At 64.4% G+C, this 23,225-nt stretch carries 24 protein-coding genes and 1 tRNA gene; 16 read left to right on the top strand and 9 right to left on the bottom strand.

The genetic code is table 11. From position 1 onward, the window contains the following. Nucleotides 1-106: 106 nt before the first annotated feature. The 3 genes from DK842_RS05155 to ispB all read right to left on the bottom strand — a co-directional run bounded on the left by DK842_RS05155 (nt 107) and on the right by ispB (nt 2,572). Nucleotides 107-1,315, bottom strand: coding sequence for a tyrosine-type recombinase/integrase (locus DK842_RS05155; RefSeq protein WP_114060390.1), 1,209 nt, complete (start codon nt 1,313-1,315; stop codon nt 107-109). Between the two features lie 181 nt (nt 1,316-1,496). Next, nucleotides 1,497-1,571: transfer RNA gene (locus DK842_RS05150), tRNA-Arg, on the bottom strand. Between the two features lie 20 nt (nt 1,572-1,591). Beyond that, complete coding sequence (gene ispB, locus DK842_RS05145; protein WP_114063621.1) at nt 1,592-2,572, bottom strand: octaprenyl diphosphate synthase; 981 nt, start codon at nt 2,570-2,572, stop codon at nt 1,592-1,594. Nucleotides 2,573-2,759: 187 nt separating this feature from the next. Between ispB and rplU the strand changes: the two genes are divergently transcribed. From rplU to DK842_RS05110, 7 genes are all read left to right on the top strand, one after another. Then, the gene (gene rplU, locus DK842_RS05140) at nt 2,760-3,071 is read left to right on the top strand and encodes a 50S ribosomal protein L21 (RefSeq protein ID WP_011134403.1); all 312 of its coding nucleotides are present in this window, start codon (nt 2,760-2,762) and stop codon (nt 3,069-3,071) included. Between the two features lie 12 nt (nt 3,072-3,083). Further along, a complete protein-coding gene (rpmA, locus tag DK842_RS05135; RefSeq protein WP_114060389.1) occupies nt 3,084-3,359 on the top strand; it encodes a 50S ribosomal protein L27 in 276 nt (91 codons plus the stop codon). 129 nt (nt 3,360-3,488) lie between these two features. Then, on the top strand, nt 3,489-4,649 hold the full coding sequence (gene obgE, locus DK842_RS05130; RefSeq protein WP_114060388.1) for a GTPase ObgE: 1,161 nt from the start codon (nt 3,489-3,491) through the stop codon (nt 4,647-4,649). A 567-nt stretch (nt 4,650-5,216) separates the two neighbouring features. Further along, nucleotides 5,217-5,996, top strand: coding sequence for an ABC transporter substrate-binding protein (locus DK842_RS05125; RefSeq protein ID WP_114060387.1), 780 nt, complete (start codon nt 5,217-5,219; stop codon nt 5,994-5,996). Nucleotides 5,997-6,135: 139 nt separating this feature from the next. Further along, the gene (locus DK842_RS05120) at nt 6,136-6,825 is read left to right on the top strand and encodes an ABC transporter permease (protein WP_114060386.1); all 690 of its coding nucleotides are present in this window, start codon (nt 6,136-6,138) and stop codon (nt 6,823-6,825) included. Then, entirely contained in the window at nt 6,822-7,535 is a 714-nt protein-coding gene (locus DK842_RS05115; protein WP_114060385.1) for an ABC transporter permease, read from the top strand. The genes DK842_RS05120 and DK842_RS05115 overlap by 4 nt, the downstream gene beginning before the upstream one ends. 22 nt (nt 7,536-7,557) lie before the next feature. Next, a complete protein-coding gene (locus tag DK842_RS05110; protein ID WP_114060384.1) occupies nt 7,558-8,325 on the top strand; it encodes an ABC transporter ATP-binding protein in 768 nt (255 codons plus the stop codon). Between the two features lie 132 nt (nt 8,326-8,457). Here DK842_RS05110 and DK842_RS05105 read toward each other — a convergent pair whose 3' ends face one another. The 3 genes from DK842_RS05105 to DK842_RS05095 are packed head-to-tail and all read right to left on the bottom strand — an operon-like array spanning nt 8,458 to nt 10,371. Continuing rightward, the gene (locus DK842_RS05105; protein WP_114060383.1) at nt 8,458-8,706 is read right to left on the bottom strand and encodes a putative hemolysin; all 249 of its coding nucleotides are present in this window, start codon (nt 8,704-8,706) and stop codon (nt 8,458-8,460) included. After that, nucleotides 8,703-9,185, bottom strand: coding sequence for an inhibitor of vertebrate lysozyme family protein (locus tag DK842_RS05100; protein ID WP_114060382.1), 483 nt, complete (start codon nt 9,183-9,185; stop codon nt 8,703-8,705). The genes DK842_RS05105 and DK842_RS05100 overlap by 4 nt, the downstream gene beginning before the upstream one ends. Nucleotides 9,186-9,243: 58 nt before the next feature. Continuing rightward, the gene (locus DK842_RS05095) at nt 9,244-10,371 is read right to left on the bottom strand and encodes a succinylglutamate desuccinylase/aspartoacylase family protein (protein WP_114060381.1); all 1,128 of its coding nucleotides are present in this window, start codon (nt 10,369-10,371) and stop codon (nt 9,244-9,246) included. 119 nt (nt 10,372-10,490) lie between these two features. On the opposite strand from DK842_RS05095, the gene DK842_RS05090 reads away from it, so the two are divergent. From DK842_RS05090 to DK842_RS05070, 5 genes are read left to right on the top strand one after another with little or no spacing between them, the layout of a single operon-like run. Then, nucleotides 10,491-11,762: a hypothetical protein gene (locus DK842_RS05090; protein ID WP_114063620.1), complete on the top strand. Its 1,272-nt coding sequence runs from the start codon at nt 10,491-10,493 to the stop codon at nt 11,760-11,762. A gap of 14 nt (nt 11,763-11,776) precedes the next feature. Then, a complete protein-coding gene (locus DK842_RS05085; protein ID WP_114060380.1) occupies nt 11,777-12,259 on the top strand; it encodes a hypothetical protein in 483 nt (160 codons plus the stop codon). A gap of 5 nt (nt 12,260-12,264) precedes the next feature. Continuing rightward, nucleotides 12,265-13,035, top strand: coding sequence for a hypothetical protein (locus DK842_RS05080; RefSeq protein ID WP_114060379.1), 771 nt, complete (start codon nt 12,265-12,267; stop codon nt 13,033-13,035). Continuing rightward, entirely contained in the window at nt 13,035-15,836 is a 2,802-nt protein-coding gene (locus DK842_RS05075; protein WP_114060378.1) for an AAA family ATPase, read from the top strand. The genes DK842_RS05080 and DK842_RS05075 overlap by 1 nt, the downstream gene beginning before the upstream one ends. Next, entirely contained in the window at nt 15,836-17,059 is a 1,224-nt protein-coding gene (locus DK842_RS05070) for a DUF2399 domain-containing protein (RefSeq protein ID WP_114060377.1), read from the top strand. Before DK842_RS05075 ends, DK842_RS05070 begins: the two co-directional genes overlap by 1 nt. Before the next feature lie 394 nt (nt 17,060-17,453). On the opposite strand, the gene DK842_RS05060 is transcribed toward DK842_RS05070, so the two are convergent. After that, complete coding sequence (locus DK842_RS05060) at nt 17,454-18,695, bottom strand: alpha/beta hydrolase (RefSeq protein WP_198414636.1); 1,242 nt, start codon at nt 18,693-18,695, stop codon at nt 17,454-17,456. 74 nt (nt 18,696-18,769) lie between these two features. Here DK842_RS05060 and DK842_RS05055 point away from each other — a divergent pair, with 74 nt between their 5' ends. Beyond that, nucleotides 18,770-19,255 carry a MarR family winged helix-turn-helix transcriptional regulator gene (locus DK842_RS05055; protein ID WP_198414635.1) on the top strand — a complete coding sequence of 162 codons (486 nt, stop codon included), beginning with the start codon at nt 18,770-18,772 and terminating at the stop codon, nt 19,253-19,255. A gap of 10 nt (nt 19,256-19,265) precedes the next feature. Here DK842_RS05055 and DK842_RS05050 read toward each other — a convergent pair whose 3' ends face one another. Together DK842_RS05050 and DK842_RS05045 are read right to left on the bottom strand one after the other, a co-directional pair. After that, nucleotides 19,266-19,970 (bottom strand): superoxide dismutase, encoded by a 705-nt coding sequence (locus tag DK842_RS05050; RefSeq protein WP_114060376.1) that lies wholly within the window; start codon nt 19,968-19,970, stop codon nt 19,266-19,268. Between the two features lie 156 nt (nt 19,971-20,126). Beyond that, a complete protein-coding gene (locus DK842_RS05045; protein ID WP_114060375.1) occupies nt 20,127-20,600 on the bottom strand; it encodes a DUF1842 domain-containing protein in 474 nt (157 codons plus the stop codon). 272 nt (nt 20,601-20,872) lie between these two features. Between DK842_RS05045 and tpx the strand changes: the two genes are divergently transcribed. From tpx to exbB, 3 genes are all read left to right on the top strand, one after another. Beyond that, the gene (tpx, locus tag DK842_RS05040; RefSeq protein WP_114060374.1) at nt 20,873-21,370 is read left to right on the top strand and encodes a thiol peroxidase; all 498 of its coding nucleotides are present in this window, start codon (nt 20,873-20,875) and stop codon (nt 21,368-21,370) included. Nucleotides 21,371-21,511: 141 nt separating this feature from the next. Beyond that, nucleotides 21,512-22,360, top strand: coding sequence for a ChaN family lipoprotein (locus DK842_RS05035; protein ID WP_198414634.1), 849 nt, complete (start codon nt 21,512-21,514; stop codon nt 22,358-22,360). Nucleotides 22,361-22,449: 89 nt separating this feature from the next. After that, on the top strand, nt 22,450-23,223 hold the full coding sequence (exbB, locus tag DK842_RS05030) for a tonB-system energizer ExbB (RefSeq protein WP_114063617.1): 774 nt from the start codon (nt 22,450-22,452) through the stop codon (nt 23,221-23,223). Nucleotides 23,224-23,225 lie beyond the last annotated feature (2 nt).

Genomic DNA, 23,225 nt, shown 5'->3' with positions numbered 1-23,225 from the left:
GAGTAATGCAAATGGGTTTTCCGATGGAGTGAGTTGCCGGTGTAATATATCTAAAATTAATAGTTTATTGAAATAAAACATCAACAAATATTTTATTTTTAGTATTTCATTTCTGCGTTTTTTGATGCTCAATAAAGCTAGACCACCACTGCATCATCTTCTTCCGTTCCTCCATATACTCAGCCCGATTGTAAGCTGCGCGTACTTTGTTGCCTTCTATGCGGGATAGCTGGCGCTCAATCGCATCAGGATTGAATCCTTCTTCGTTCAAGATGGTTGATGCTGTAGAGCGGAAACCGTGGACATCGGCTTTGCCTCGGAAGCCCATACTGTGAAGGGCGCGGCGTAGGGTTTCTGGCGACATCGGCCGGCGTGGGCTGTTGCGGTTGGGGAAGATGTGTTCGCGGCCGCCGCTGATGGCATGGAGCTGTCGCAGCACGTCCTGTGCTTGCTTTGATAGCGGGACGAGATGGGGAGGCGCGGTTTTCTTGGATTTCTCCGGCAGTTTGCGATGCTCCGGCGGGATGGTCCACAGCGCCTTGTCGAAGTCGATCTCTTCCCATCTGGCTATGGCCATTTCTCCGACGCGGGTGAAGGTCAGCAGCATCAGCTTCATCATCAGCTTGGTTTGCACGTTGCCATCGTACTTCTCCAGCGCATCAAGGAAGGCGGGGATGTCCTCGCGCATCAGCGCCTTGCGCGGGGTGGATTGCTGGCTCTTGAGGGCGTCGGTTAGAGGCGCGGCCGGGTCGCTGTCGCAGCGGCCGGTCAGGATGGCCAGGCGGAAGACGGCTGAGCAGCGTTGCCGCAGGCGCTTGGTGGTGTCGATGTTGCCGGCGCTTTCCACCTTGCGCAGCACTTCCAGCCGCTCCAGCGGGCGGATGTCGTGGATTGGCCTGTCGCCAATGTAGGGGAAGATGTGGGTTTTCATGGCTGACAGGACGCGCTCGCTGTGGGCGGCGGACCATTCGTGGCTTTCCCTTTCATGCCACTCTAGTGCGATGGCTTCAAAGGTATTGGCGGCGGCGGCCAGCTTGATCACCTTATCCATCTTGCGCATCGCAACTGGGTCTTCGCCATCGGCGATCTGCTTGCGGGCGTCATCGCGCTTCAGTCTGGCTGCCTTCAGGCTCACTTCCGGGTATACGCCTAGCGCCAGCAGTTTCTCTTTGCCATTGATCCGATACTTCAGCCGCCAATACTTAGCGCCGGTAGGCATGACCCATAGCGACAGCCCCTGTCCATCCGTGAGCTTGAGGTGTTTGCCATCCTCGCGGGGCTTGGCGCTTTTGATGGCGGCGTCGGTAAGGGGCATGGGGATACTCCTCGCTCTGGGGGTATCGAAATGTGGAGGTACACAAGATGCCACCAAACATACCCCCACGTACCCCCGGCTTTGCGTGGATGCTTTCGGACAGATTTGGACGTAAAAAAACCCGCAAAGCCTTATTTGGCGCGGGTTTGTGGACTTTCTCGGACTGCTTTGGAAGTGTGGGTGGTGCCCCCGACAGGAATCGAACCTGTAACTGCCCCTTAGGAGGGGGCCGTTATATCCATTTAACTACGGAGACGCTACGGAAAACTGGTGCGGTCAGGCGCTGCGGTCCACCGACAGGCGGGCCAGTTCGATCAGGGCCTGGCGGACTTCCGAATCGGGAATGTTCTGCAAGGAGGCGATGGCCTGTTCGGCCATTTTCACGGCTTCATTCTTGGCATATTCCAGCGCGCCGCAGGATTGTACCGCATTCAGCACATCGTGGAAACGGTCGCGGTTGGCGTTTTCCAGCGCGCCGCGCACCAGGGCGGAGGCTTCCGGACTGCCGTTGCGCATGGTGTAGATCAAGGGCAGGGTGGGCTTGCCTTCGGCCAGATCGTCGCCCAGGCTCTTGCCTATTGTGTCGGCGTCGCCGCTGTAGTCCAGCACGTCGTCGATGATCTGGAAGGCGGTGCCCAGATACATGCCGTAGTCTGCCATCGCTTGCACCTGTTCGGCGGAGGCGTCGGCGATCAGCGCGCCGACGCGGGCGGCGGCTTCGAACAGCTTGGCGGTTTTGTACTGAATGACCTTCAGATATTCGTCTTCGCTGACGTCGGTGTTGCCGATGTTCAAGAGTTGCAGCACCTCGCCTTCGGCGATGATGTTGGTCGCTTCGGCCATCACTTCCAGAATGGTCATGTTGCGGGTGGTGACCATCATCTGGAAAGCGCGGGTGTAGAGGAAGTCGCCCACCAGCACGCTGGCGGCGTTGCCGAACAACGCGTTGGCGGTTTTGCGGCCGCGGCGCAGATCGGATTCATCCACCACGTCGTCGTGCAGCAGCGTGGCGGTGTGGATGAACTCTATCATCGCGGCGAGTTCAAACAGGTGTTCGCCCCGGTAGCCCAGCGCGCGGCCCGACAGCAGGGTCAGGACGGGGCGCAGGCGTTTGCCTCCGGCGGAGATGATGTACTCCGCCACCTGGCGGATCAGGACCACGTCGGAGTGCAGGCGGGCGCGGATCACGCGGTCTACCGTCTGCATGTCGTCGGCTATCAGGGTTCGGAAAAGCGGGGTGGACACGTTTTCAACCAGTTTTATTTCGTTGCGATGGGGGTACGCCAAAGCATGGGATGTTACCAGAAAAGCCGCCGCAGCCGCCATGCCGCCGTGCTTGTCGCTTAAGTCGATGAAATCATTGACAACTTGACGGGTTGTTCTGTATAGTCTTGCGTTCCCTGCGCATCAGGCGTGGGGATTTATTTATCAGGAGCTCATGCGAATGTATGCGGTCATAAAAACCGGCGGCAAGCAATACAAAGTTGCCATCGGTGAAAAACTCAAAGTAGAACAGATACCTGCAGACGTCGACAGCCAGATCGTACTTGAAGAAGTGCTGATGATTGCTGACGGTGAACAGGTTGTTGTTGGCGCCCCGCTGGTTTCCGGCGCCACCGTGAAGGCCACCGTTGTTTCCCACGGTCGTGGCGAAAAGATCCGCATCTTCAAGATGCGTCGTCGCAAGCACTACCAGAAACATCAGGGTCATCGTCAGAACTACACCGAAATCCGCATCGACGCGATTTCGAAGTAAGGATAAACAGTCATGGCACACAAAAAAGCAGGCGGCAGCTCCCGCAACGGTCGTGACTCCGAAGCCAAACGCCTGGGCGTTAAGGTTTACGGCAGCGAACTGATTCCGGCTGGTTCCATCATCGTGCGTCAGCGCGGCACCAAGTTCCATGCTGGCGAAAACGTCGGCCAGGGCAAGGACCACACCCTGTTCGCCAAGGTTGACGGCTACGTTGAATTCACCGTTAAGGGCGCGCAAAAGCGCAAGACCGTTAACGTGGTTCCGTACACTGGTGTAGACGGCGAATAATTCGCTTTCTGACATCCGAGAAAGCCCTATCCTTGCGATAGGGCTTTTTTCATACCCGAGGGGCAAGGCGTGAGGGCTGGCATGGCCAACCCTGACGCCTGACTCCTCGCAAGACAGAGGTTGAGTGCAATGAAATTCATCGATGAAGCCCGGATTGAAGTGATGGCCGGGCGCGGCGGCAATGGCGTGGCCAGCTTCCGCCGCGAAAAATTCGTGCCCTTCGGCGGTCCGGACGGCGGCGACGGCGGCAAGGGCGGCAGCGTGTACGCGGTGGCCGACGAGAACGTCAATACGCTGGTTGAATACCGCTTCGTCAAGAAGTATCTGGCGCAGCACGGCGAGCGCGGCCGCGGCGCCGATTGCTACGGCAAGGGCGGCGACGACATCGAGCTGAAGATGCCGGTGGGCACCGTGATCCACGACCACGACACCGGCGAACTGGTGGCGGACCTCACCCATCACGGCCAGCGCATCATGATCGCCAAGGGCGGCAAGGGCGGCCTGGGCAATATCCACTTCAAGTCGTCCACCAACCGCGCGCCGCGCCAGTGCACGCCGGGCGAGCAGGGCGAACAGCGCACGCTGCGCCTGGAGCTGAAGGTGCTGGCCGATGTCGGCCTGTTGGGCATGCCCAACGCCGGCAAGTCCACCTTCATCCGCTCGGTGTCCGCCGCGCGCCCCAAGGTGGCGGATTACCCGTTCACCACGCTGCACCCCAATCTGGGCGTGGTGCGGATGGACGATATCCGGAGCTTTGTCGTCGCCGACATCCCGGGCCTGATCGAGGGCGCGGCCGAAGGCGCCGGCCTGGGCCACCGCTTCCTGAAGCATTTGCAGCGCACCGGTTTGCTGCTGCACGTGGTGGACATCGCTCCGTTCGATCCGGACGTGGACCCGGTGCGCGAGGCGCGCGCCATCGTCGAAGAACTGAAGAAGTACGACGAGGAGCTGCACAACAAGCCGCGTTGGCTGGTGCTGAACAAGGTGGACATGCTGCCGGAAGACGAGCGCGAGCTGACTGTGTCCGCTTTCCTCAACGCTTACGGTTGGCCGCAAACGCAGCCGGATGACTCCTTCGGTTTCGACATCAAGGCGCCGCGCGTGTTCAGCATCTCCGCGCTGAACCACGAAGGCACCCGCGAGCTGACCTTCGCCATCATGTCCTACCTGGACGTGGTGCGCGCCGAGGCGCGCAAGGAGGCCGAGGCGCTGCAGCAGCAAGCGGCTGCAGCCAAGCAGAAGCTGATCGCGCCGGAAGCGCCGGCGGTGAGCGAAGGCGGCGACGCGTAACGAAAACGCAGTCTTTTCGTGTTATGGAAAACGGGCGGGATGCATATCCCGCCCGTTTTTGCATTCCATCCGGGCAATGTGCGGGGAGGGGGCTCAATTTTCTGCCTTCTTGCCGGTATGCTGTGCACCGATCTCTTCACGTGTCGTTACTTCCCAAGTCGATTGGATGTTGTATTTTGTCCTCAGGCAGCCGCTAAGGGACCCGCCGCCGCGCAAGCGCAATGGCATGATTTCTGCTTGTCGTAGCCGAAGCCGGGAAGAGCCGCAGACAAGGCCATGGGGGCCGCGCCGATTCTGACCTCGCCCGCCGTTTTTCCGGCGGGCGGAGCAGGGCCGGTTCGGGACCCGGCTCCCAGGTTTTGTCATCTGCCAGCCAGGGGCCTGGCCGGCGGAGCGGCGAAATCCGGCTTGCTAGACGAAATACTCTAACTATATAACTGGTGCAGCCGCCGCCCACGGGCAGGGCCGCGCCAGGCGGCGCCGGTCCGTGAGCGTTTGGTCCGGAGAAAAAGGTCCGGCTGGGGGCCGGATACCAACAAGGCAGTACGCATTGATGAGGAGAAGCAAATGAAGAAGGCACTTGCTGCGCTGGCTGTCGGCCTGATGGCTACGTCCCTGGGGGTTTACGCCAAGGATTGGAAGGAAGTCCGTTTCGGCGTGGACGCGAGTTACGCGCCGTTTGAATACAAGGCGCCGAATGGCCAGGTCGTCGGCTTCGACGTGGACCTGGGCAATGAGATTTGCAAGCGCCTGAAGGCCAAGTGCGTCTGGGTGGAGAACGATTTCGACGGCATGATCCCGGCGCTGAAAGCCAAGAAGTTCGACGGCGTGTTGTCGTCGATGTCGATGACCGAGGCCCGGATGAAGGAGATCGCCTTCTCCGCCAAGCTGTTCAACACTCCGACCCGCATGGTGGCCAAGGCCGGCTCGGGCCTGATGCCGACCCCGGCTTCGCTGAAGGGCAAGCGCGTGGGCGTGGAGCAGGGCACCATCCAGGAAGCCTACGCCAAGAAGCACTGGGCGCCGGCCGGCGTGGAAGTGGTGCCGTACCAGAACCAGACCCTGGTGCTGGCCGACCTGGCCGCTGGCCGCCTGGACGCGTCCTTGCAGGACGCGGTGCAAGCCGACATCGGCTTCCTGAAAAAACCTGAGGGCAAGGGCTTCGCCTTCGCCGGCAAGGACCTGGTGGATCCGCAAACTCTGGGCGAAGGCGCCGGCATCGGCATGCGCAAGGAGGACAAGGATCTGAAGGCCGCCATCGACAAGGCCATCGCCGACATGCTGAAGGACGGCACCTACAAGAAGCTCGAGAAGAAATATTTCTCCTTCGACGTGTACGGCGGCTGACGCCGCCTTGCGGACGGGCGGCCCGCCGCCCGTTTGAAGTCGTGATGCGCCCCGCTTGGCGGGGCGTATTGATCTGGAGGGCCGGACGCCATTCGGCAATATAAGCCGAAGGCGGCGGCCGCTCGACAAGGGGAACAAGATGTTTCTGGATGGATTCGGTCCCATCATTTGGCAGGGGACCCTGGTGACGCTGGAGCTGTCGGTGCTGTCGCTGCTGCTCGCCTTCGTCATCGGCCTCTTCGGCGCCGGCGCCAAGCTCTCGCACAATCCCGTGCTGGGCGGGATTTCCACGGTCTACACCACGCTGGTGCGCGGCGTGCCCGACCTGGTGCTGATGCTGCTGATCTTCTACAGCCTGCAGATAGGCATGAACAAAATCACCGAGTCGCTGCACCTCGAGCAGATCGACCTCGATCCCTTCGTGTCCGGCATCGTCACGCTGGGCTTCATCTACGGCGCCTATTTCACCGAGACGCTGCGCGGCGCCTTCCTGTCGGTGCCCAAGGGGCAGATCGAGGCCGGCATCGCCTACGGCATGAACGGCTGGCAGGTCTTCCACCGCGTGCAGTTTCCGCAAATGATGCGCTTCGCGCTGCCGGGCATTTCCAACAACTGGCAGGTGATGCTGAAGGCCACCGCCCTGGTGTCCATCATCGGCCTGGCCGATGTGGTGAAGGCCTCGGTGGACGCCGGCAAGAGCACGTACAAGGTGTTCTTCTTCACGCTGGTGGCCGGCGCCATCTACTTGCTGCTCACCACGCTGTCCAACTTCGTGCTGGCCTGGCTGGAGCGCCGCTATTCGTCAGGCGTGCGGGAGGCGGAGCTATGATGGACATCATCCAGCAATACTGGCGGGCCTTCCTGTGGAGCGACGGCTACCACCTGTCCGGCCTGGCTGTTACCATGTGGCTGTTGGTGCTATCGATAGCTTTCGGCTTCGTGGTGTCCATTCCGCTGGCGGTGGCGCGCGTGTCCAAGGTCAAGTGGCTGGCGCGCGCGGTGTGGTTGTACACCTATGTGTTCCGCGGCACCCCGCTTTACGTGCAGCTGATCTTCTTCTACAGCGGCATGTACAGCCTGGACGTGGTGAGGGAAGTGGGGTTTCTCAACCACTTCTTCCGCGAAGGTTACAACTGCACCATCCTGGCGTTCGCGCTCAATACCTGCGCCTACACCACCGAGATTTTCGCCGGCGCGATCAAGGCGACGCCCTACGGCGAGATCGAGGCCGGGCGCGCTTACGGCATGAGCAAGTTCACGTTGTACCGCCGGGTGATCATCCCGTCGGCGCTGCGGCGGGCGCTGCCGGCGTACAGCAACGAGGTGATCCTGATGCTGCACGCAACCACTGTGGCCTTCACCGCCACGGTGCCGGACATCCTGAAGGTCGCGCGCGACGTCAATGCCGCCACATACGACTCCTTCAACGCGTTCGGCCTGGCCGCCTTGCTGTATCTGTGCATCACCTTTATTCTGGTCGGCCTGTTCCGCAAGGCTGAAGCCCGCTGGCTCGCTTACCTGCGTCCGACCAAGAGCTGAGAAATACTGGGGAATGATTTAGATGGACAAGCTGAACATCAGCAATATTCACAAGAGCTACGGCGAACACGAAGTCTTGAAGGGCATCTCGCTGCAAGCCAAGGCCGGCGACGTGATCAGCATCATCGGCTCGTCCGGCTCCGGCAAGAGCACCTTCCTACGCTGCATCAACTTCTTGGAAAAGCCCAACGAAGGCAGCATCGCGCTCAACGGCGAGGAAATCCGCCTGTCGCGCAACAAGCAGGGCGAACTGGTGCCGGCCGACCAGAAGCAGCTGCAGGCCATGCGAACCAAACTGGCCATGGTGTTCCAGCACTTCAATCTGTGGGGCCACATGACGGTGCTGGAAAACGTCATCGAGGCGCCGGTGCACGTGTTGGGCATTCCGCGCGACGAAGCCATCGCCCGCGCCAAGAAATACCTGGCCAAGGTCGGGCTGGACGAACGCGCCCAAGCCAAGTACCCGGCCCACTTGTCCGGCGGCCAGCAGCAACGCGTGGCGATAGCCCGCGCGCTGACGATGGAGCCGGAGGTGATGCTGTTCGACGAGCCGACCTCGGCGCTGGACCCGGAGCTGGTGGGCGAAGTGCTGAAGGTGATGCAGGCGCTGGCCGAAGAAGGCCGCACCATGATCGTGGTCACCCACGAGATGGGCTTCGCCCGCAACGTGTCCAACCACGTGATGTTCCTGCACCAGGGGCGCGTGGAGGAAGAGGGCCACCCGGACGAGGTGTTCGGCAACACCAGGAGCGAACGCCTGAAGGCATTCCTGTCCGGTAGTCTAAAATAGGATCATCCCTGCAAAGGGGGAGGAAAGCCCGCCGGAGCGGTTAGCCGGCGGGTTTGCTTTTTCAGGCGGCGTCGGCCGCTGTGGATAAATTCCGATTTCGAGAAATGCTGTGGATAAGCCTGCCGTCGGCGCTTACTGGGCCGGCCGCTGCGAGCGGAACAGCGCCCATTCCTCCACTTCGCGGCCATCGGGCAGCCGGCACAAGGCGTATTCGTTGCCGGCGGCGTCTTTCTGCGGCAGCAGCTTGCCGCCCTGATTCACGCAGTTGACCGAGGCGGGGTTGGCCATGCCGACAGCTTGCGGCTGCGGGGCCGGGTTTTGCGCGCAGGCGGCCAGCAGCAGCGCCGGCAGCGCGGCGAGAAGGGGTTTCAGCGTTTTCATTTCCAGTTCGGATCCTGTTTCAGTTGTTTCATCAGATAGGCGCGCTGGCTCTTGTCCGGCTTGCCCAGCCAGCGATAGCTGGCGTGTTTGGCCGGCTGCTCCATCGCTTCCGGCACGTCGGCCACCGTCACCAAGAGGCCCGCGGCGCGGCGCTTGTCGGCGCTGAACAGGCCGTAGAAGCGGTTGTAGGCGCAATCGTGCGGCTTGCACATTTCGCCGGCCAGGTAGCGTTTGCCGGCGATGGTGGCCGAATGGTAGGGAGCGCTGGTGGCGCGGGCCTCGCGCAGCCATTCCGGCGCGTCCTTGGCGCCGGCCAGCATGCTCATCCAGGCCGCCTGGCGATCGGGCTGGCGGGCCAGCTCGGCGAACACCGCCTCGGCCGATTTGGCCGCCGGCGCGGAGGCCGCGGAAGCGGCCTGAACCGGCGCGGACGGCAGCAGGATGGATAGGGACAACAGCAGGGGGGCCAGGGTTTTCATGGGGCGGCTCGACGGCGATGCAAAAGGGTTTGGATCGCCGTAAGGGACGAAAATTCCATCAGGCAGTGAGCAGTTTGCCGCTCTTGAACGCGGTGTCGCCGGCCACGCGGGCGATGCCCAGGCCGGCGGTGGCGTAGGGACGGTCGCTGGTGGCGTACAGCACGCCGCCGCGTTCGGTGCACACCTGGCTGACGGCGTCGGTCAGGGGGTCGATCACGTCGGCCACCAGGTCGCCCGGGCTGAGCAGGCTGCCGGCGGCCGCGCGGTACACCACTACGCCGGCGTGCGGCGCCAGCAGATCTTCCGACCCGGCCAGCGGCGTGGCAGGATGGCGCAGCGGCGGCGCCTCCGGCGCGTCGCCTGCGATCACGCCGCGATGTTGCAGGAAATCGATGATGGCCTCGGCATCCTTGGCCGCGTATTCGTGGTCTACGTCGCATTCGCCGCGCAGCTCCACCGTCACCGCCAGACAGGCCATTTCGATCGGCGCGGCCAGCCCGGCGCGGGCGGCCAGCTCGCGCAGCTGCCACCACGGCTGGCTGCAGGCTTCATCGAAGGGGTAGTCGCCGGAATCCTCGGCCAGCAGGGTGGCGCAGGCGCCCAGATAACGGGCCAGCGGCTCGCATTGGTCCCATAGCGGGGTGCCGGTGTACAGGTGCAGGTCGGCGCGGCTGTCGCAGTGCAGGTCCAGCATGATGTCGGCGTCGCAGGCCATGCTGTGCAGCGCGTGGCGCAGCGATTGCAGCTCGGTTTGCGGCCGCTGGCGGGCCAGCTCGGCGCGCATCGCCGCGCGGATCAGCCGGGTATTGGCCTTGGCGTCAGGCCCCAGCTGGCCGCGCACGGCGGCGAACACCGCCTCCGCCAGCGGCTGGTAGTGGCGGTTGAAGTTCTGCCCGCTCATCAGCTCGAAGCGGCCCAGCAGCCTGCTGCTCTGGTTCTGGTTCAGGCCGATGGGATTGACCGCCGGCAGCACCGCGATTTCGCCCAGTATGGCGCCATCCTCCTCCAATTGGCGCAGCCGCTGCTTCAGGTGCCAGGCTACCAGCATGCCAGGCAGCTCGTCGGCGTGCAGGCTGGCCTGGATATGGACTTTCTCGCCGCGGCCGGCCTGGCCGAAGTGAAAGCTGGTCAGCGTGCGCTGGCTGCCCAGGCTGGGCGACAGCAGGGCGTGGTGATGGGTGAGCATGGCGTCTCCTCTATGCGATTGTTATGACTGGCTGCCAGGATAAAACGCGCGGCCGCGTTGACGAAGCGCCGGGCCGCCGGGACAATCTGCGCTTTGATTCACGCCACTGCGGAGCGCGCTTGGATTCTCTGTCCGATTTCTTCCAGCCCGGCATCGAGCCCGGCTCGCTGCAGGCCGTGTCGCGGCTGCAGGGCGCCTGGGGCTATTTGTCCGTTTTCGTCACGCTGTTCCGCGGCGGCGACGAGGAAGTGCTGATGCGCCTCCTGGTGCTGCGCGAGCTGGGCGGCCGCGCCGAGGCGCCCCTATGGACGCCGCAGGAAATCGCCCAGCGCTTTTCCTACCTTAACGATACCAAACTGGCCACTATTCTGGGGCGCTTGCGCGAAGGCGATTTGCTGGTCTACGACAGCGACGGCGGCGTCTACCAGCTGTCCGAGGGCGCGCGCGTGGCGCTGGCGGCCCTGGCCACCATGGTGGATTTCGCCGGCGACGACGTGGAGCTGGGCTACCTCACCAGCCAGGTGGCGGCCGGCCAGGCCGTGGGCCAGGTATCGGACGAGGCGCTCAAGCATCTACTGGCGCGGCTCAACGAGCTGTACGTCGAGTTCGAGGAGGCGCTGGAGTCGCAGTCCGAATTCCGCATCCGCGCCGCCCAGCACCGGCTGGAGGCCGTATGGCGCTGGGTGGCCAAGTCCACCGAGGTGGTGAAGAGCCTGACCGGCGACGACAGCTTGAGCCTGGCGGTGCTGAACCAGGCCCAGGCCATCGCGCTGGCGCAAAGCCGCATGCTGGCGCTGGCCGGCACCTTCGAGCGCCGCTTGGCCCAGCTGGCCGCGCAGCGCGTGCACCTGGGCAATTCCGGCCTCACCTCCACCGACATCGCCGACTGGCTGCGCCGCCAGGGCGCGGCCATGCTGGCCGGCAAGCTGGCCGACGCTTGGTCCATCTGTCCGGAGCCGGCTTTCCTGTCCACGCCCGAGCTGGCCGACGTGGCCGAGTTCGAACTGCTGGCGCGCGAGCGCGCCAAGGCCGGCGCGCATGTGCTGCCCGGCGGCGAGGCCGCGCCGCTGGCCGACGCGCCGGAGATGGAGCGGCTGTTGGAGGCCGAGGAAATGTACGACCTGTTGCTCACGCTCGGCATGAGCGGCGAAGCCGACGCCCACATCAGCCAGGCGGTGCTGGCGGGCAGCTACAACGAAACCGCCTACCGGCTGTCCTTGCTGTCCCTGATCGGCGACCCGGAAACCAGCAACGACCAGAGCATCGTCGCCGCCTTGGCCAAGCTGCCGTTTCGCCTGCAGGGCGGCGACGCGGTTATCGAGACGGATCACCCGGAGGTGGCGACGCTGTCCGATGCCCGGCTGGTGGCCAACACGGTAGCAAAACCATAACGGAGGCTCGCGGGATGAAAGATCTACTGGATGGTTTGTCCGTTGGTGACTTGTTGAATTTGCATGGGCAGATTCTCGCTCGATTGCGTGAATCCAAAGTTTTGCGCTCGGAGAACAATCCCACTGGCGATTACACGGAGTGGTTGTTAACCCAAAAGCTTGGCTTGAGGCGGGAGCCCAATTCGAGAAAAGGGTTTGACGCGGTCGACGTCGATGGGACGCGTATCCAGATCAAGGGACGCAGAATCACGCCGCGGAACACGTCTCGTCAACTGAGCGTTATCCGGCAGCTAGAGGACCAGCCGTTCGACTGGCTGATCGCGGTGATATTCGATGAGAACTGGAAAGTGATTCGGGCAATGAAACTGCACTGGAGCGTGGTGATGGAGCATTCAATATGTCGAGCGCGCGTAAATGGTCATGTGCTGATTCTGCGCGATGACTTGCTGGATGACCCTGCGGTGCAAGATATAACGGCTCAATTGAGCGAAGACTGAAAATAGTGGAACACGAAATCAAAACCCTCACCGCCCGCCTGCTGGCGCACCGCGTGGTGCCGCGCGCCGACGCGCTGGCGAAGAAGGCGCTGCTGGACGACATCTTCCGCGCCGAGCTGGACAAGAGCCTGGCCGCCGTCGGCCTGCGCCTGGTGGAGAACCCGTACGCCGAGCACATCGCCGCGGCCTTGCTGCCGGAAATGACCGAGCCGGTGTTCGGCTCCGGCGACGCCTGGCTCAACAACAACCTGGGCCTGCCGCGCGACGGCGTGGCGCTGCTGGTCATTCTGTGGGCGCTGATCATCCTGCCCAAGCGCGAGCGGCAGATCGCCCGCGTCGAGGCCGGCAAGGAGAGCCAGAGCGACATGTTCGGCGCGCAAAAACCGTTGGAAACCGGCGAGATGGTGTCCACCGGCCTTTCCGAGGACGCGCTGTACGCGGACTTCGGCAAGGCCTTGGGCGGCCGCACCCGCTTCAACGCCAACCTGGGCCGGCTGGTCAACCTGGGCTTCGTCGTCCGCCGCAACCGCTGGCTGGACGAGGGGCCGATGCTGGACCTGATGATAGATTACGCCCAGCTGGCGCCGCGCATCATCGAAGGCGCGCTGGCCGACGTATTGCTGCGGCGCGAGGGCCGCGAGGCGCTGGCCGACAAGCGCGCGCCGGAAGCTATCCAGCAAGACATCGAAGACGAAAACGGCGAGGACGGCATCGCGTCGGCCGGCCCGTTGTTTGACTTGCCGCCGGACGATGCGGCGGATGGGGAGGTTCGCTGATGTTCCAGATGAAATCGGTGGAAATGGTGCACTGGGATTTCTGGCAGCGGCTGACCGTGCCGCTGGACGCGCAGATCGTCACCATCATCGGGCCCAACGGCTCCGGCAAGACCACCTTGCTGGACGCGCTGCGCACCTTGCTGGCGATCAAATGCTCCGGCAAGCGCGACTACAAGCGCTACGTGCGCAACAACAAGGAAGCTTTCGCCTACCTGCGCGGCGTGGTGGACAACCCGCGCCGGCCTAGCGGCGGCCTGTACCCGACGCCGTTCTTTCCCATCGTGTCGGAGTCCGTCACGCTGCTGTGCCGCATCAAGAAGCAGGGCGGCGACTGGGTGCGCCATTACGCGATCCTGGACGGCGACATCGCGCTGGAGCACGCCGAGGGCCAGGCGCAATGGCTGGGCGTGCAGGAATACCGCCGCCGGCTGGAGGCAGCCGGCCTGACCGCGGCGGTGGGCGAGGTGCTGGCGCTGGAGCAGGGCGACACCGACAAGCTGACCGAGTACAGCCCGCGCCAATTGCTGGACCTGGTGTTCCAGGTGTTCGGCGACAAGGACGTGCTGGACAACTACCAGCGCGCGCGCGACGAGCAGCGCGCCACCGAGCTGGAGCTGGAGGCGCTGAGCCGCCAGGAAGAGGCGCTGGAGGGGCGGGTGGAGGCGATGAAGAACCGCGCCAACCGCTACCTGGAATGGAAGCAGCTGCAAACCGGCATCAAGCGGCTGCGCGAAGAGGCGCTGCCGGTGCTGGCCTATCTGGACGGCAAGGCGTCGTTCGGCAAGCAGTGGAACGATTACCGCGCCGGCTACCATGTGCTGAACCAGGCGCGCGCCGAGCACGCGGACACGCTGGATCTGGTGGCCAAGCTGAAGGCGGCGGAAGTCAGCGCCGGCGAAGCGCGCGCCGCGGCGGAAACCGTGCGCCAGGCGGTGCAGGAAGCCTTCATGAAGGCCAAAGGCGAGCACGCCGGCGTGGCCGGCCAACTGAAGGAGCGCGACCGGCTGCAGGCCCTGGCGGGCAAGGAGTACGGCGCGGACGCCGCGCAGCTGGCCGACAAGCTGGCCGGCTTGCGCGCCGAGTCGGACCAGCTGAAAGACGGCCTGCGCGCGCTGAAACAGCAGCGCCAGGAAAGCTCCGAGCATCTGCAGGCGCTGGAAATCGGCCGAGGCCGCTCGCCGGAGGACGTGCGCCAGTTCAAGGCGGCGCTGGACGAAGCCGGCATCGGCCACGCCATGCTGTCCGACATCGTCGAGGTGCTTGACTCCAACTGGCAGGCCGCGGTGGAGGCCTTGCTGCGCGGCTACCGCCACGTGGTGCTGCTGGACCAGGAATCCGACCGCCGCGAGGCCTGGACAATAGGCGAGAAGCTGCGTTACCGCCATTTCGTGGTGCCGGAGCGCGCCGCGCCGCCGCGCGCCGCCAAGGGCAGCCTGCTGGAGGTGGTGCGCTTCTCCGCCGACGCGCCGGACTGGCTGTACCGGCAGATGAACAACGTGACGCGAGTGGAAAGCGCGAGCGAGGGCGCCAATGTCGACGGCGACTGGATCACCCGCGACGGCTATTTCCGCGAGCGCCGCGGCGCGCGCCACATCGGCGTGCCCATGCATGAATACGCGTTTGGCGAAGCGGCGCGGCAATCGCGCCTGCTGGCGGTGCGCGATGAGCTGAAATCGCTCAATGTGCGCATCCTGGCCGACGAGGAGCGGCTGGTGGTCGCCACCCGCGAGGCGGCTGGCCTGGCCGAGTACCTGGGCGGCATGGACGCCATCCGTCAACTCGACAGCCGCGCCGACGAATTCGCCGCGCTGGAGTCGCGCAAGGCCGAGCTGGAGGCCGAGATCGCCCGCCAGGGCGCGGCCCTGGCCGCCGCCGGCGCCGACAAGGACGCCGCCGACCAGCGCTACGGCGACGCGCGGCTGGCGCACGACCGCGTCTGCCAGCGCGAGATGGAAAGCCTGTCCAAATACAATCAGAAGCTGCAGGACGTGGAGCAGGCGCGCCGCCAGCTGCGGCGGCTGATGGCTGAACTGCGCGAGTGGGCGCAGCGGCTGCCGGCCGATGCGCTGGCGCCGGAGCACGTGGCGCAGCTGGAAGACGAATTCGACACCGCCGCCGACGCCAAGCACCAGCTGAACTACCTGGAAGAAAAGCTGCAAAGCGGCGACTGGGAGCAGGATGATTCCGTGCTGGCGCTGAAGGACAAGCTGGTGGAGGACCTGAGCTCGCTGGATAAGGAGCGGCAGCGCCGCCAGGGCGAGGTGGACCGCTCGCGCGAGCTGACCGATGAGGCGCGCGCCGCCTATATCGGCAAGCTGCGCGCCACCGTGCGCGCTTACGGCCAGAACGTGAGGCGGCTGGGCGAGCTGGCCGGCATCCAGGTGGAAGTGGAGCTGCCCAAGCTGGAGAACGACGACGCGGTGCTGGCCCAGGCCGGGCTGGTGTTGAAGTTCAACTTCGACCAGAAGGGCATGATGGGCATGAACGACGGCGAGGCTTCCGGCGGCCAGCAGGTGATGAAGTCGCTGATCCTGCTGATCGGCCTGATGATGGACGAGGCCAATCCGTCCGGCTTCGTCTTCATCGACGAACCGTTCGCCCACCTCGACATCTTCAACATCGACCGCGTGGCCGGCTTCCTGAAAGCCACCGAGGCGCAGTATCTGATCACCACGCCCAACACCCACAACATCAACATCTTCGCCCCGTCCGAGCTGACGCTGGCCACGCGCAAGAAGCGCCCCGGCGAAACCTGGGCGCCGCCGATATTGCAGACGCGGCGGAGAGTGGAGGGGCTCTAATGCTGTTATCTGATCTCGATATGGGTGCTTTTGTGCGCGAAAAGAGCACACGCGGGGATAGGCTGGCACCACGCCTGCCTGCGGGCGCGCAGCCATTATTGGGGTTGGATGAGTTGCAGTGGCAGACTTTACGGTCTTGGCTCAAGCCGACTGGCGAATCATCCAAATGGACGTGGTTGATTGAGAACAGCCAAGTGAATGAGTGGCTGCATTGCGAGAGCCTGCTGTGCCGACTGTTGCAGGCGGGTTGGTGCGAGCTGATTCGCCATGCCGGAAAGGGCGCGGCTCAGAACCACTACCTTCCTTACAAAGTGGTTTGGCGCGATAAGGAAGGACTGCGGCGTGCTTTGGGTTGGTCCAATCAGCCAGAGAAAGAGGACTTGAAAAGGCAGTGGTCGCTGTGGCAGCCCAGACATCCCTGGTTGCAGGAGATCGCAGCCACTTGTCGACAGATGTCGATGCAAGTGGATACGTCTCGTCGAAGGCTGCGTTTGCTGCAGGGGCTGGATGATTGGCTTGGCGAGGAGCGCTTCGGCACCGAGCGCCAGTTTTCTCAAGTCGTTTTCCAGCATACCAAGGCCTTGGCCAAAGCCGATAAAGAATGGTTGGCCGAGACCGGCCTGGATCTGGAGGCCTGCGGCATCTCTCCGCATACCCCCTACTTTTATCTGGCAGCCTGCTTGGATTGCTATGACGATGAGGGCTTGTTGCTTCGCTCCAGCTTGTTGCGGCAAGGCAATGCTTTGCCAGCTGAGACCGTGCGGGATATCAAGCAGGTATCGGGCCTCGTCCGAGAAATACAGGTGGTGGAAAACTTTAGCGTATTCCAGACCTTGACCCGGCAGCTTGTGGCTGAGGTGGCTGACGTCCTTGTCGTCTGGGTGCCGGGGCAGCCGCACAGCCGCTGGCGCAAGGCGTTCAGCCATCTGGTCAGTCTGTGCGATGCGCCGGTCTACGTCGCGTGCGACTTGGATCCTGCCGGTGTCGCCATAGCGTTGCAGGTAGGGCAGCTGGTTCAGGAGCAGGGCCAGGCATGGCAGCCTTGGCGTATGCACGTTGATGACGAGAAACTGCGGGAATACAACTGGCCGCTGGAAGGCTCTGATAGACGCCATATTCAGAGCCTGTTCAAACAATCATTGCCTGATGAGTTAAAGAGGCTGCTAGAAGCCATGGAGAGAACCGGGTACAAACTGGAACAGGAGATTCTATTTCTTGAATAGCTGGGCTTTGGGATTCGTGAGTGTTTTGCGTGGGCAAGCCAAGTCGCTTGCCCACTCTACATTTCAGCTCCCTAGCGTCCCATCCAACTTAACCATATCTCTCGTCATCTACCCCCCATTCTGCCCGGCGGCCAAGTCGGTTTTCTGGTTCGAGCCGAATCCGCGCCCATGATGACGTCCCACGGCAAGCCGGTGTATATCGCCGGCGAATAGCGGCTGCGCCAGGCGTCAGCGAAGGCGTAAGCGTCCTGTCTGGCGCCGGGATGGTTCGCGGGCCTCGCCCTCGCGCAATCCACCACGGTGCCAAATACGTCGAATATCAGAGCCTGAACAGGCTGACTCATGATTGCTACCATGCTTTTGGCATTATGGCGGTCTGGCGCCGGCGGGGCGCTTACTCTGCCGTCGGGTCCGCGCCCTGCCACCAGTCCGGCGCGGCGCTGCCGTCGCCGATATGGCCGTCGCGGCGCAGGTAGTGGCGGACGTCCCGGCCCGGCTCGCGCAATGCCGGATCGCCGGCCAGCGCCCGTTCCAGCCATTCCGCGCCGTAACGGAAGATCTCGGCCGCCACGCCGCCCAGCGGATGGAACTCGTTCTCGTAGACGCGCATTTCCTTGGGCGCGCGGATGCGCCGGTAGCAGGCCTGCGCCTGTTCCAGCGGCGTCAGCTCGTCGAACTCGCCTATGCCCAGCAGCACGGGTATGCGGATGTCGGCGGCCAGCGCGTCCAGCGGCATGCGGTCGCGCATCTCTCGGTCGAAAAGGGCCTCGTCACGGTAGCCGCTCATATACATGTAGTTTTTCTTGAAGCTGGGCTGGGCGCGCTCGAAGATGGTGAGAAAGTCGCCGCATACCGGCTCGTAGGCGGCCAGCGCGGCCAGCCGGGTTTCGCCTGCGGCGGCGCGCATGCCCCAGTAGCCGCTCATGCTGATGCCGAACATGCCGATGCGGCCGGCGTCCACTTCGGGCAGCCCGGCCAGGTAGCCGGCGTAGGCTTCCAGCGCCCGCTCGTAGTTGTCCAGCGTCACCGCCAGGCCGCCGGCGCGGCTTTCGCCCTGGCCGGGACCCTCTATCGACAGCGCCGCCATGCCGCGCGAGGTGTAGTAGCGCTCGGCGGCGTACAGGTAGTCTTCCTTGATCATGTCCATGCCGGGGCCGAGGATCACCGCCGGCGCCTGGCGGACTTCGCCGTCCGGCAGGTGCAGCAGCGCGTGGATGGCGCCGCCCTCGAACGGAATCTCCACTCGCCGCACCCGGCCGTCGCGCAGTTGGCCGATGCGTTCGACGCAGTGGTTGCAGCGCGCGCGCAGCACCGCCTTGCGCGGATCGGCGGTGTCGAAGATCGAATACTGCGCGCGGCCCCACATCACCGCGGCGCGCAGGTAGAGATCGGCGGCGGTGCGGCGATAGCCGTCGCGCTCGTAGTGGGCGGCGCGGCGCTCGGCGCGGGCCGCCACCTCGGCCCAGGCCTTGGGCAGCATCGCGCCGCTTTTCACCTGTTCGAACACGGCGTCGAAATCGGCCGGATCGTGCCCCAGCTGCAGCAGGGTGTTCTTGCCTTCCGGATGCAGGGCGTCGAAACCGCCCTGCGCCAGCGCGATGTCCAGCGACCAGCTTTGCGCTTCTGAACGTGACATAATTTTCACCTCGTAAATTGATCGTGCCGAAAAATAACTAAGTACTTAGTTATATTATTGTGGAGCTGGAACGCATGTCAACAATGCCGCGAGAAGACGCCTCGCCCGCAGAAATGGAAGAAAGCCCGCGCCGGCAGGCGCTGGCGAGGCTGAGCCGCGCCGCCTACAGCCTGAGCGCCGCCGACGCGCGGCTGCGCGGCCGCGCCACGCGCCAGGCCGGCGCGCTTTCCCTATCGCACGCCAGGGTGCTGCGGATACTGGCCGAGGAGGGCGCGCTGCCTGTAGCGCGGCTGGCTGAACTGACCGAGACTACCGGCGCAGGGGTCACCCAACTCGTGAATGGCTTGAGCGAGCAGGGTTATGTGGAGAAGGCGAAGTCGCTGGCCGACAAGCGTTCGGTGCTGGTGCAACTGACTGAACTGGGCCTGGCGCGCCATCGCGAGCGCGAACGCCTGCTGGCGGAAGTGCTGGATAGCGCGCTGCGGGAGATGGATGACGCGGCCCTGGACGACGCCGCCGCCGTATTGCGGGCCTTGGGCGGCGTCTACGACCGATTGTGAGTCCCGCTGCTCAGGCTTTGAGGTTCTGCTGGGCGAATTCCCAGTTGATCAGCTTGTCCAGCGCCGCGTTGACGTAGTCGGCGCGGCGGTTCTGGTAGTCCAGATAGTAGGCGTGTTCCCACACGTCCACGTTCAACAGCGGCGTCAGGCCGGCGGTGATCGGATTGTCGGCGTTGCCGGTTTTCACCACCCTCAGTTTGTCGCCGTCCTGAACCAGCCAGGCCCAGCCGCTGCCGAACTGGGAAATGGCGGCGCCGGCCAGCTGCTGCTTACAGGCGTCCACGCCGCCGAAGGACGCGTCCATCATCTCGCGCAGCTTCTGCGGCGGCATGCCGCCGCCTTTGGGACGCAGGCTGCTCCAATAAAACGAGTGGTTCCACAGCTGGGCGGCGTTGTTGAAGATGGCGGCGTCGCCGGCCTGCTTGGCGGAGCGGGCGATGATGTCTTCCAGCGACAGATCGGCGTAGTCGCGGCCGGCGGTGAGTTTGGCCAGGTTGTCCAGATAGGCCTTGTGGTGCTTGCCGTAGTGGAAGCCCATGGTGCGGGCGGAGATCACCGGCTCCAGCGCGTTTTCCGGATAGGGCAGCGGCGGCAGCGCGTGGGCCGACGAGGCGCGGGCGACGGCGGGCAGAGCGGGCAGCGCCAGGGCGGCCAGCGCGCCGGCGGCGGCGAGCAGGAAATCGCGGCGGCCGGATTCGGGTTGCGGATGGGACATGACAGCCTCCAGAAAGCGGCGTGAGCCGCATGGTGGGACGAATCCAGCATCCAAGCACGGATCAGCGTCGCGGGCCGGAGGAGCCGTCTTTAGGGACAGGCGAAAACGCGCAAGCCGCCAGGCCGGGGCGCTGGCGGCTTGCGGGGCGGTCAGCGCTTAGAGCAGGCGCAGCGCCTTATGGGCGTTGTGCTGTTCCTCGCTCTGCTGGATTTCCTGGCCGATCTCCTCGATCCAGCGGCCGTTCAGGCGGAAGGCGTAGCGGCCGTGGGAGCCGTGCTCCGCGCGCCATCCTCCCTTCAGCAGGCCGTCGAAGAAGAAATCTTCGCGCAGGTGGGCGTGAGCCTGCTGCTGTTGGCCTTGCTGGTCTTGGGCGTGATGCTGGCGCACGCCTTGCAGGATCAGTTCGACGTTGCCGCCGTTTTCCTCGTAGTGGCCTTGCACCTGGTTTTCGAAAACCAGCGGCTGGGCGGTGGCGTGGGTGATGATGGCTTCGCCGGTGACGCGGCGGGCCGGCGGGTAAACCGACAGGCGCAGCTGCAGGTTATAGCCGCCGACCTGGTTCGATTTGAATACGTTGTAATTGACGATGAACAGTCCGGACTTCTGATCGCGATCTGCTTGGTTGGCCATGAGTGACTCCTACGAAATCGGATGACAGTTGACGACGCCGGTAAGCGCGTCCCGAATTGCCGCTTGCGACGCCACGGTGGCGGCGTCACCCGCACTTTATATAACGAATAAAAATAAAAATCGCCGTCATTTAGAACAGTATGGAATTTGGTGCGCATGGGGACGGTAGAGCGGCAGTTGGTAGCGACGACAACCATGCGCCCGGCAGGGTTGCATTCCGCGGGCTTTGCGCCACACTAGCGCCATCCCCAACCCAGACGAGGAATCAAGACATGGCAATCGTAACCCTGCGCGGCAATCCGGTGGAAGTGGCGGGCAAGCTGCCGGCCAAGGGCGAACAGGCTCCGGCGCTGCAACTGACCGGCGGCGACCTGGCAGAGGCGACGCTGGCAAGCTTCGCCGGCAAGCGCAAGATCCTCAACATCTTCCCCAGCGTGGATACCCCGACCTGCGCGATGTCGGTGCGCAAGTTCAACGAGAAGGCCGCCGCGCTGGCCGACACCGTGGTGCTGTGCGTGTCCGCCGACCTGCCGTTCGCGCAGAAGCGCTTCTGCGGCGCCGAGGGCATCGAGAACGTGGTGACCCTGTCCACCTTCCGCAATCCGGCCTTCGCCGAGGCTTACGGCGTCAAGCTGGCCTCCGGCCCGCTGGCCGGCCTGACCGCCCGCGCCGTGGTGGTGGTGGATGCCGACGACAAGGTGCTGCATAGCCAGCTGGTGGCCGAGATCGCCGACGAGCCGGACTACGAGGCCGCGCTGGCCACGCTGTAAGCGTCCGTTTTAGGCAAGCCAGGCCGGCCGCGCTCGCTGCCGGCTTTTTTGCGTCCGTTTTCCGCCCTTGGCGTCGCATGGTTGATATTGATAATTATTATCAATTAATATCCGGCTCGATAAGATAGAGCGGAGGACGCAATGCGCGTGAAAAGAGGGATGGCCGCGGCGCTGCTGGCGGCAGGGCTGGCCGCATGCGCGGCGGCTCCGGCGGAGAAGCCGGCCGGCCCGCCGCCGGGACGGATCGTGGATACGGCCAGCGGCCGCGAGCTGAGTCCGGATGCGCTGCTGGCCAGGCTGGGGTCGGCGGAAATGCTGCTGGTGGGCGAAAAGCACGACAACCGCCAGCATCATCAAATAGAAGTCTGGCTTGCGCGCAGGCTGGCTGCGGCTCGTCCGCAGGGCAGCGTTTTGCTGGAGATGCTGATGCCCAGCCAGCAGCCCAAGGTGGACGAGGTGAAAGCCTGGCTGCAGGGCGATCCCAGCGTGCGGCCGTCGCGGGTGCGGGAACTGGTGGCCTGGCAGAGCGGCTGGCCGTGGGCGCTTTACGGCGAACTGGCGATGACGCTGCTGCGCGCGCCGTACCCGCTGCTGGCGGCCAATCTGGACCGCGAGCAGATGCGCGCCTACTACGCCAGCCGCGAGCGGCCGCAGGGGCGGGCGTCGCGCGATCCGCGGGCGTCGAGCCGGCTGGAGGAGGTGATCCGCGGCGAGCACGGGGGCAAGATGGATGAGGGCATGATGGCCTCCATGCTGGCCGCGCAGCAGCAGCGCGACCGGCGGATGGCGGAACGGCTGCTGGCCGCGCCCAAGCCGGCGATGCTGATCGCCGGCGCCTACCATGTGCTGCGCGATGTCGGCGTTCCGCTGCATCTGGCGGATCTGGCGCCGGGGCGGCCGGCGACGGTGCTGGTGCTGGCGGAGGAGGGCGTGGAGCTGGGCCGAGAGCAGGCGGACTACGTCTGGCACACCGCCAAAGCCGGTGAATGAGTTGGGCGGAATGGTTTCCATTTCATTAATTGATAATGATAATCATTAATGATAGAGTGGGGCGTCTCCACCCAAACTCATAATCATTGATGAAGCCCAGCACTCCCATCAGGCCGTTGCCCGGCATCGCAGGCAGCGGCCTTTCGCTTTATTCCGTCCAGGCATTGGCGGCCCAGCCGGCCGCCGACGCCGGTTTGTCGCCGCTGGCGATGTTCGTCGCCGCCGATCCGGTGGTGAAGGGCGTGATGCTGGCCTTGCTGGCTGCCGCCTTCGCCTGCTGGCTGGTGTTGCTGGTGAAGGGCGCGGCGCTGTGGCTGGCCGCCGGCGAAGGCCGCCGCGGCCATGCGGCGCTGGCCGAAGCCGTGACGCTGGCCGATGCCGGCGAGCGGGTGCGGCCGCTGCCGGCCCACGGCCTGGCGCGCAGCCTGCTGCGCGAGGTGGATGCCGAGATCGCCCTGTCGGCCGCCGACGCGCCGCGCGACGCCTTGCAGGCGCGCGCCGCGTTCCGGCTGGAGCAGTCGCAGAGCGCGCGCGCCCGGTCGCTGGCGCGCGGCGTCGGCTTGCTGGCCACCATCGGCGCGGTGGCGCCCTTCGTCGGCCTGTTCGGCACCGTATGGGGCATCATGCGCAGCTTCGCCGGCATCGCCGCCAGCGGCAACACCAGCCTGGCCAGCGTCGCGCCCGGCATCGCCGAGGCGTTGCTGGCCACCGCGGTCGGCCTGGTGGCCGCGATTCCGGCGGTGGTGATCTACAACCTGTTCAGCCGCTGGCTGCAAGGCCACAAGAGCCAGCAGCAGCAGGTGGCTGGCCAGTTGCTGCTGTTGCTCAGCCGCGAGCTGGACGCGCGCGCGGCGAGGCGCTGAGC

Origin of the sequence: Chromobacterium phragmitis (genome assembly GCF_003325475.1) — a bacterium.
In the GTDB taxonomy this organism is placed as follows: Bacteria; Pseudomonadota; Gammaproteobacteria; order Burkholderiales; family Chromobacteriaceae; genus Chromobacterium; species Chromobacterium phragmitis.
Note: the sequence above shows the minus strand (reverse complement) of the source record. Positions and strands in the feature narration are given on the sequence as shown.

Bases quoted from the DNA above. Each gene is read 5' to 3' on its own strand.
- DK842_RS05100 (WP_114060382.1), bottom strand. From the start codon at position 9,185: ATGAAAACCCTGGCCCCCCTGCTGTTGTCCCTATCCATCCTGCTGCCG.
- DK842_RS05075 (WP_114060378.1), top strand. From the start codon at position 13,035: ATGTTCCAGATGAAATCGGTGGAAATGGTGCACTGGGATTTCTGGCAG.
- DK842_RS05125 (WP_114060387.1), top strand. From the start codon at position 5,217: ATGAAGAAGGCACTTGCTGCGCTGGCTGTCGGCCTGATGGCTACGTCC.
- DK842_RS05115 (WP_114060385.1), top strand. From the start codon at position 6,822: ATGATGGACATCATCCAGCAATACTGGCGGGCCTTCCTGTGGAGCGAC.
- rpmA (WP_114060389.1), top strand. From the start codon at position 3,084: ATGGCACACAAAAAAGCAGGCGGCAGCTCCCGCAACGGTCGTGACTCC.
- DK842_RS05085 (WP_114060380.1), top strand. From the start codon at position 11,777: ATGAAAGATCTACTGGATGGTTTGTCCGTTGGTGACTTGTTGAATTTG.
- DK842_RS05060 (WP_198414636.1), bottom strand. From the start codon at position 18,695: ATGTCACGTTCAGAAGCGCAAAGCTGGTCGCTGGACATCGCGCTGGCG.
- DK842_RS05155 (WP_114060390.1), bottom strand. From the start codon at position 1,315: ATGCCCCTTACCGACGCCGCCATCAAAAGCGCCAAGCCCCGCGAGGAT.
- rplU (WP_011134403.1), top strand. From the start codon at position 2,760: ATGTATGCGGTCATAAAAACCGGCGGCAAGCAATACAAAGTTGCCATC.
- DK842_RS05050 (WP_114060376.1), bottom strand. From the start codon at position 19,970: ATGTCCCATCCGCAACCCGAATCCGGCCGCCGCGATTTCCTGCTCGCC.
- DK842_RS05105 (WP_114060383.1), bottom strand. From the start codon at position 8,706: ATGAAAACGCTGAAACCCCTTCTCGCCGCGCTGCCGGCGCTGCTGCTG.
- DK842_RS05035 (WP_198414634.1), top strand. From the start codon at position 21,512: ATGCGCGTGAAAAGAGGGATGGCCGCGGCGCTGCTGGCGGCAGGGCTG.
- DK842_RS05095 (WP_114060381.1), bottom strand. From the start codon at position 10,371: ATGCTCACCCATCACCACGCCCTGCTGTCGCCCAGCCTGGGCAGCCAG.
- DK842_RS05045 (WP_114060375.1), bottom strand. From the start codon at position 20,600: ATGGCCAACCAAGCAGATCGCGATCAGAAGTCCGGACTGTTCATCGTC.
- DK842_RS05070 (WP_114060377.1), top strand. From the start codon at position 15,836: ATGCTGTTATCTGATCTCGATATGGGTGCTTTTGTGCGCGAAAAGAGC.
- DK842_RS05055 (WP_198414635.1), top strand. From the start codon at position 18,770: ATGTCAACAATGCCGCGAGAAGACGCCTCGCCCGCAGAAATGGAAGAA.
- tpx (WP_114060374.1), top strand. From the start codon at position 20,873: ATGGCAATCGTAACCCTGCGCGGCAATCCGGTGGAAGTGGCGGGCAAG.
- obgE (WP_114060388.1), top strand. From the start codon at position 3,489: ATGAAATTCATCGATGAAGCCCGGATTGAAGTGATGGCCGGGCGCGGC.
- exbB (WP_114063617.1), top strand. From the start codon at position 22,450: ATGAAGCCCAGCACTCCCATCAGGCCGTTGCCCGGCATCGCAGGCAGC.
- DK842_RS05120 (WP_114060386.1), top strand. From the start codon at position 6,136: ATGTTTCTGGATGGATTCGGTCCCATCATTTGGCAGGGGACCCTGGTG.
- DK842_RS05110 (WP_114060384.1), top strand. From the start codon at position 7,558: ATGGACAAGCTGAACATCAGCAATATTCACAAGAGCTACGGCGAACAC.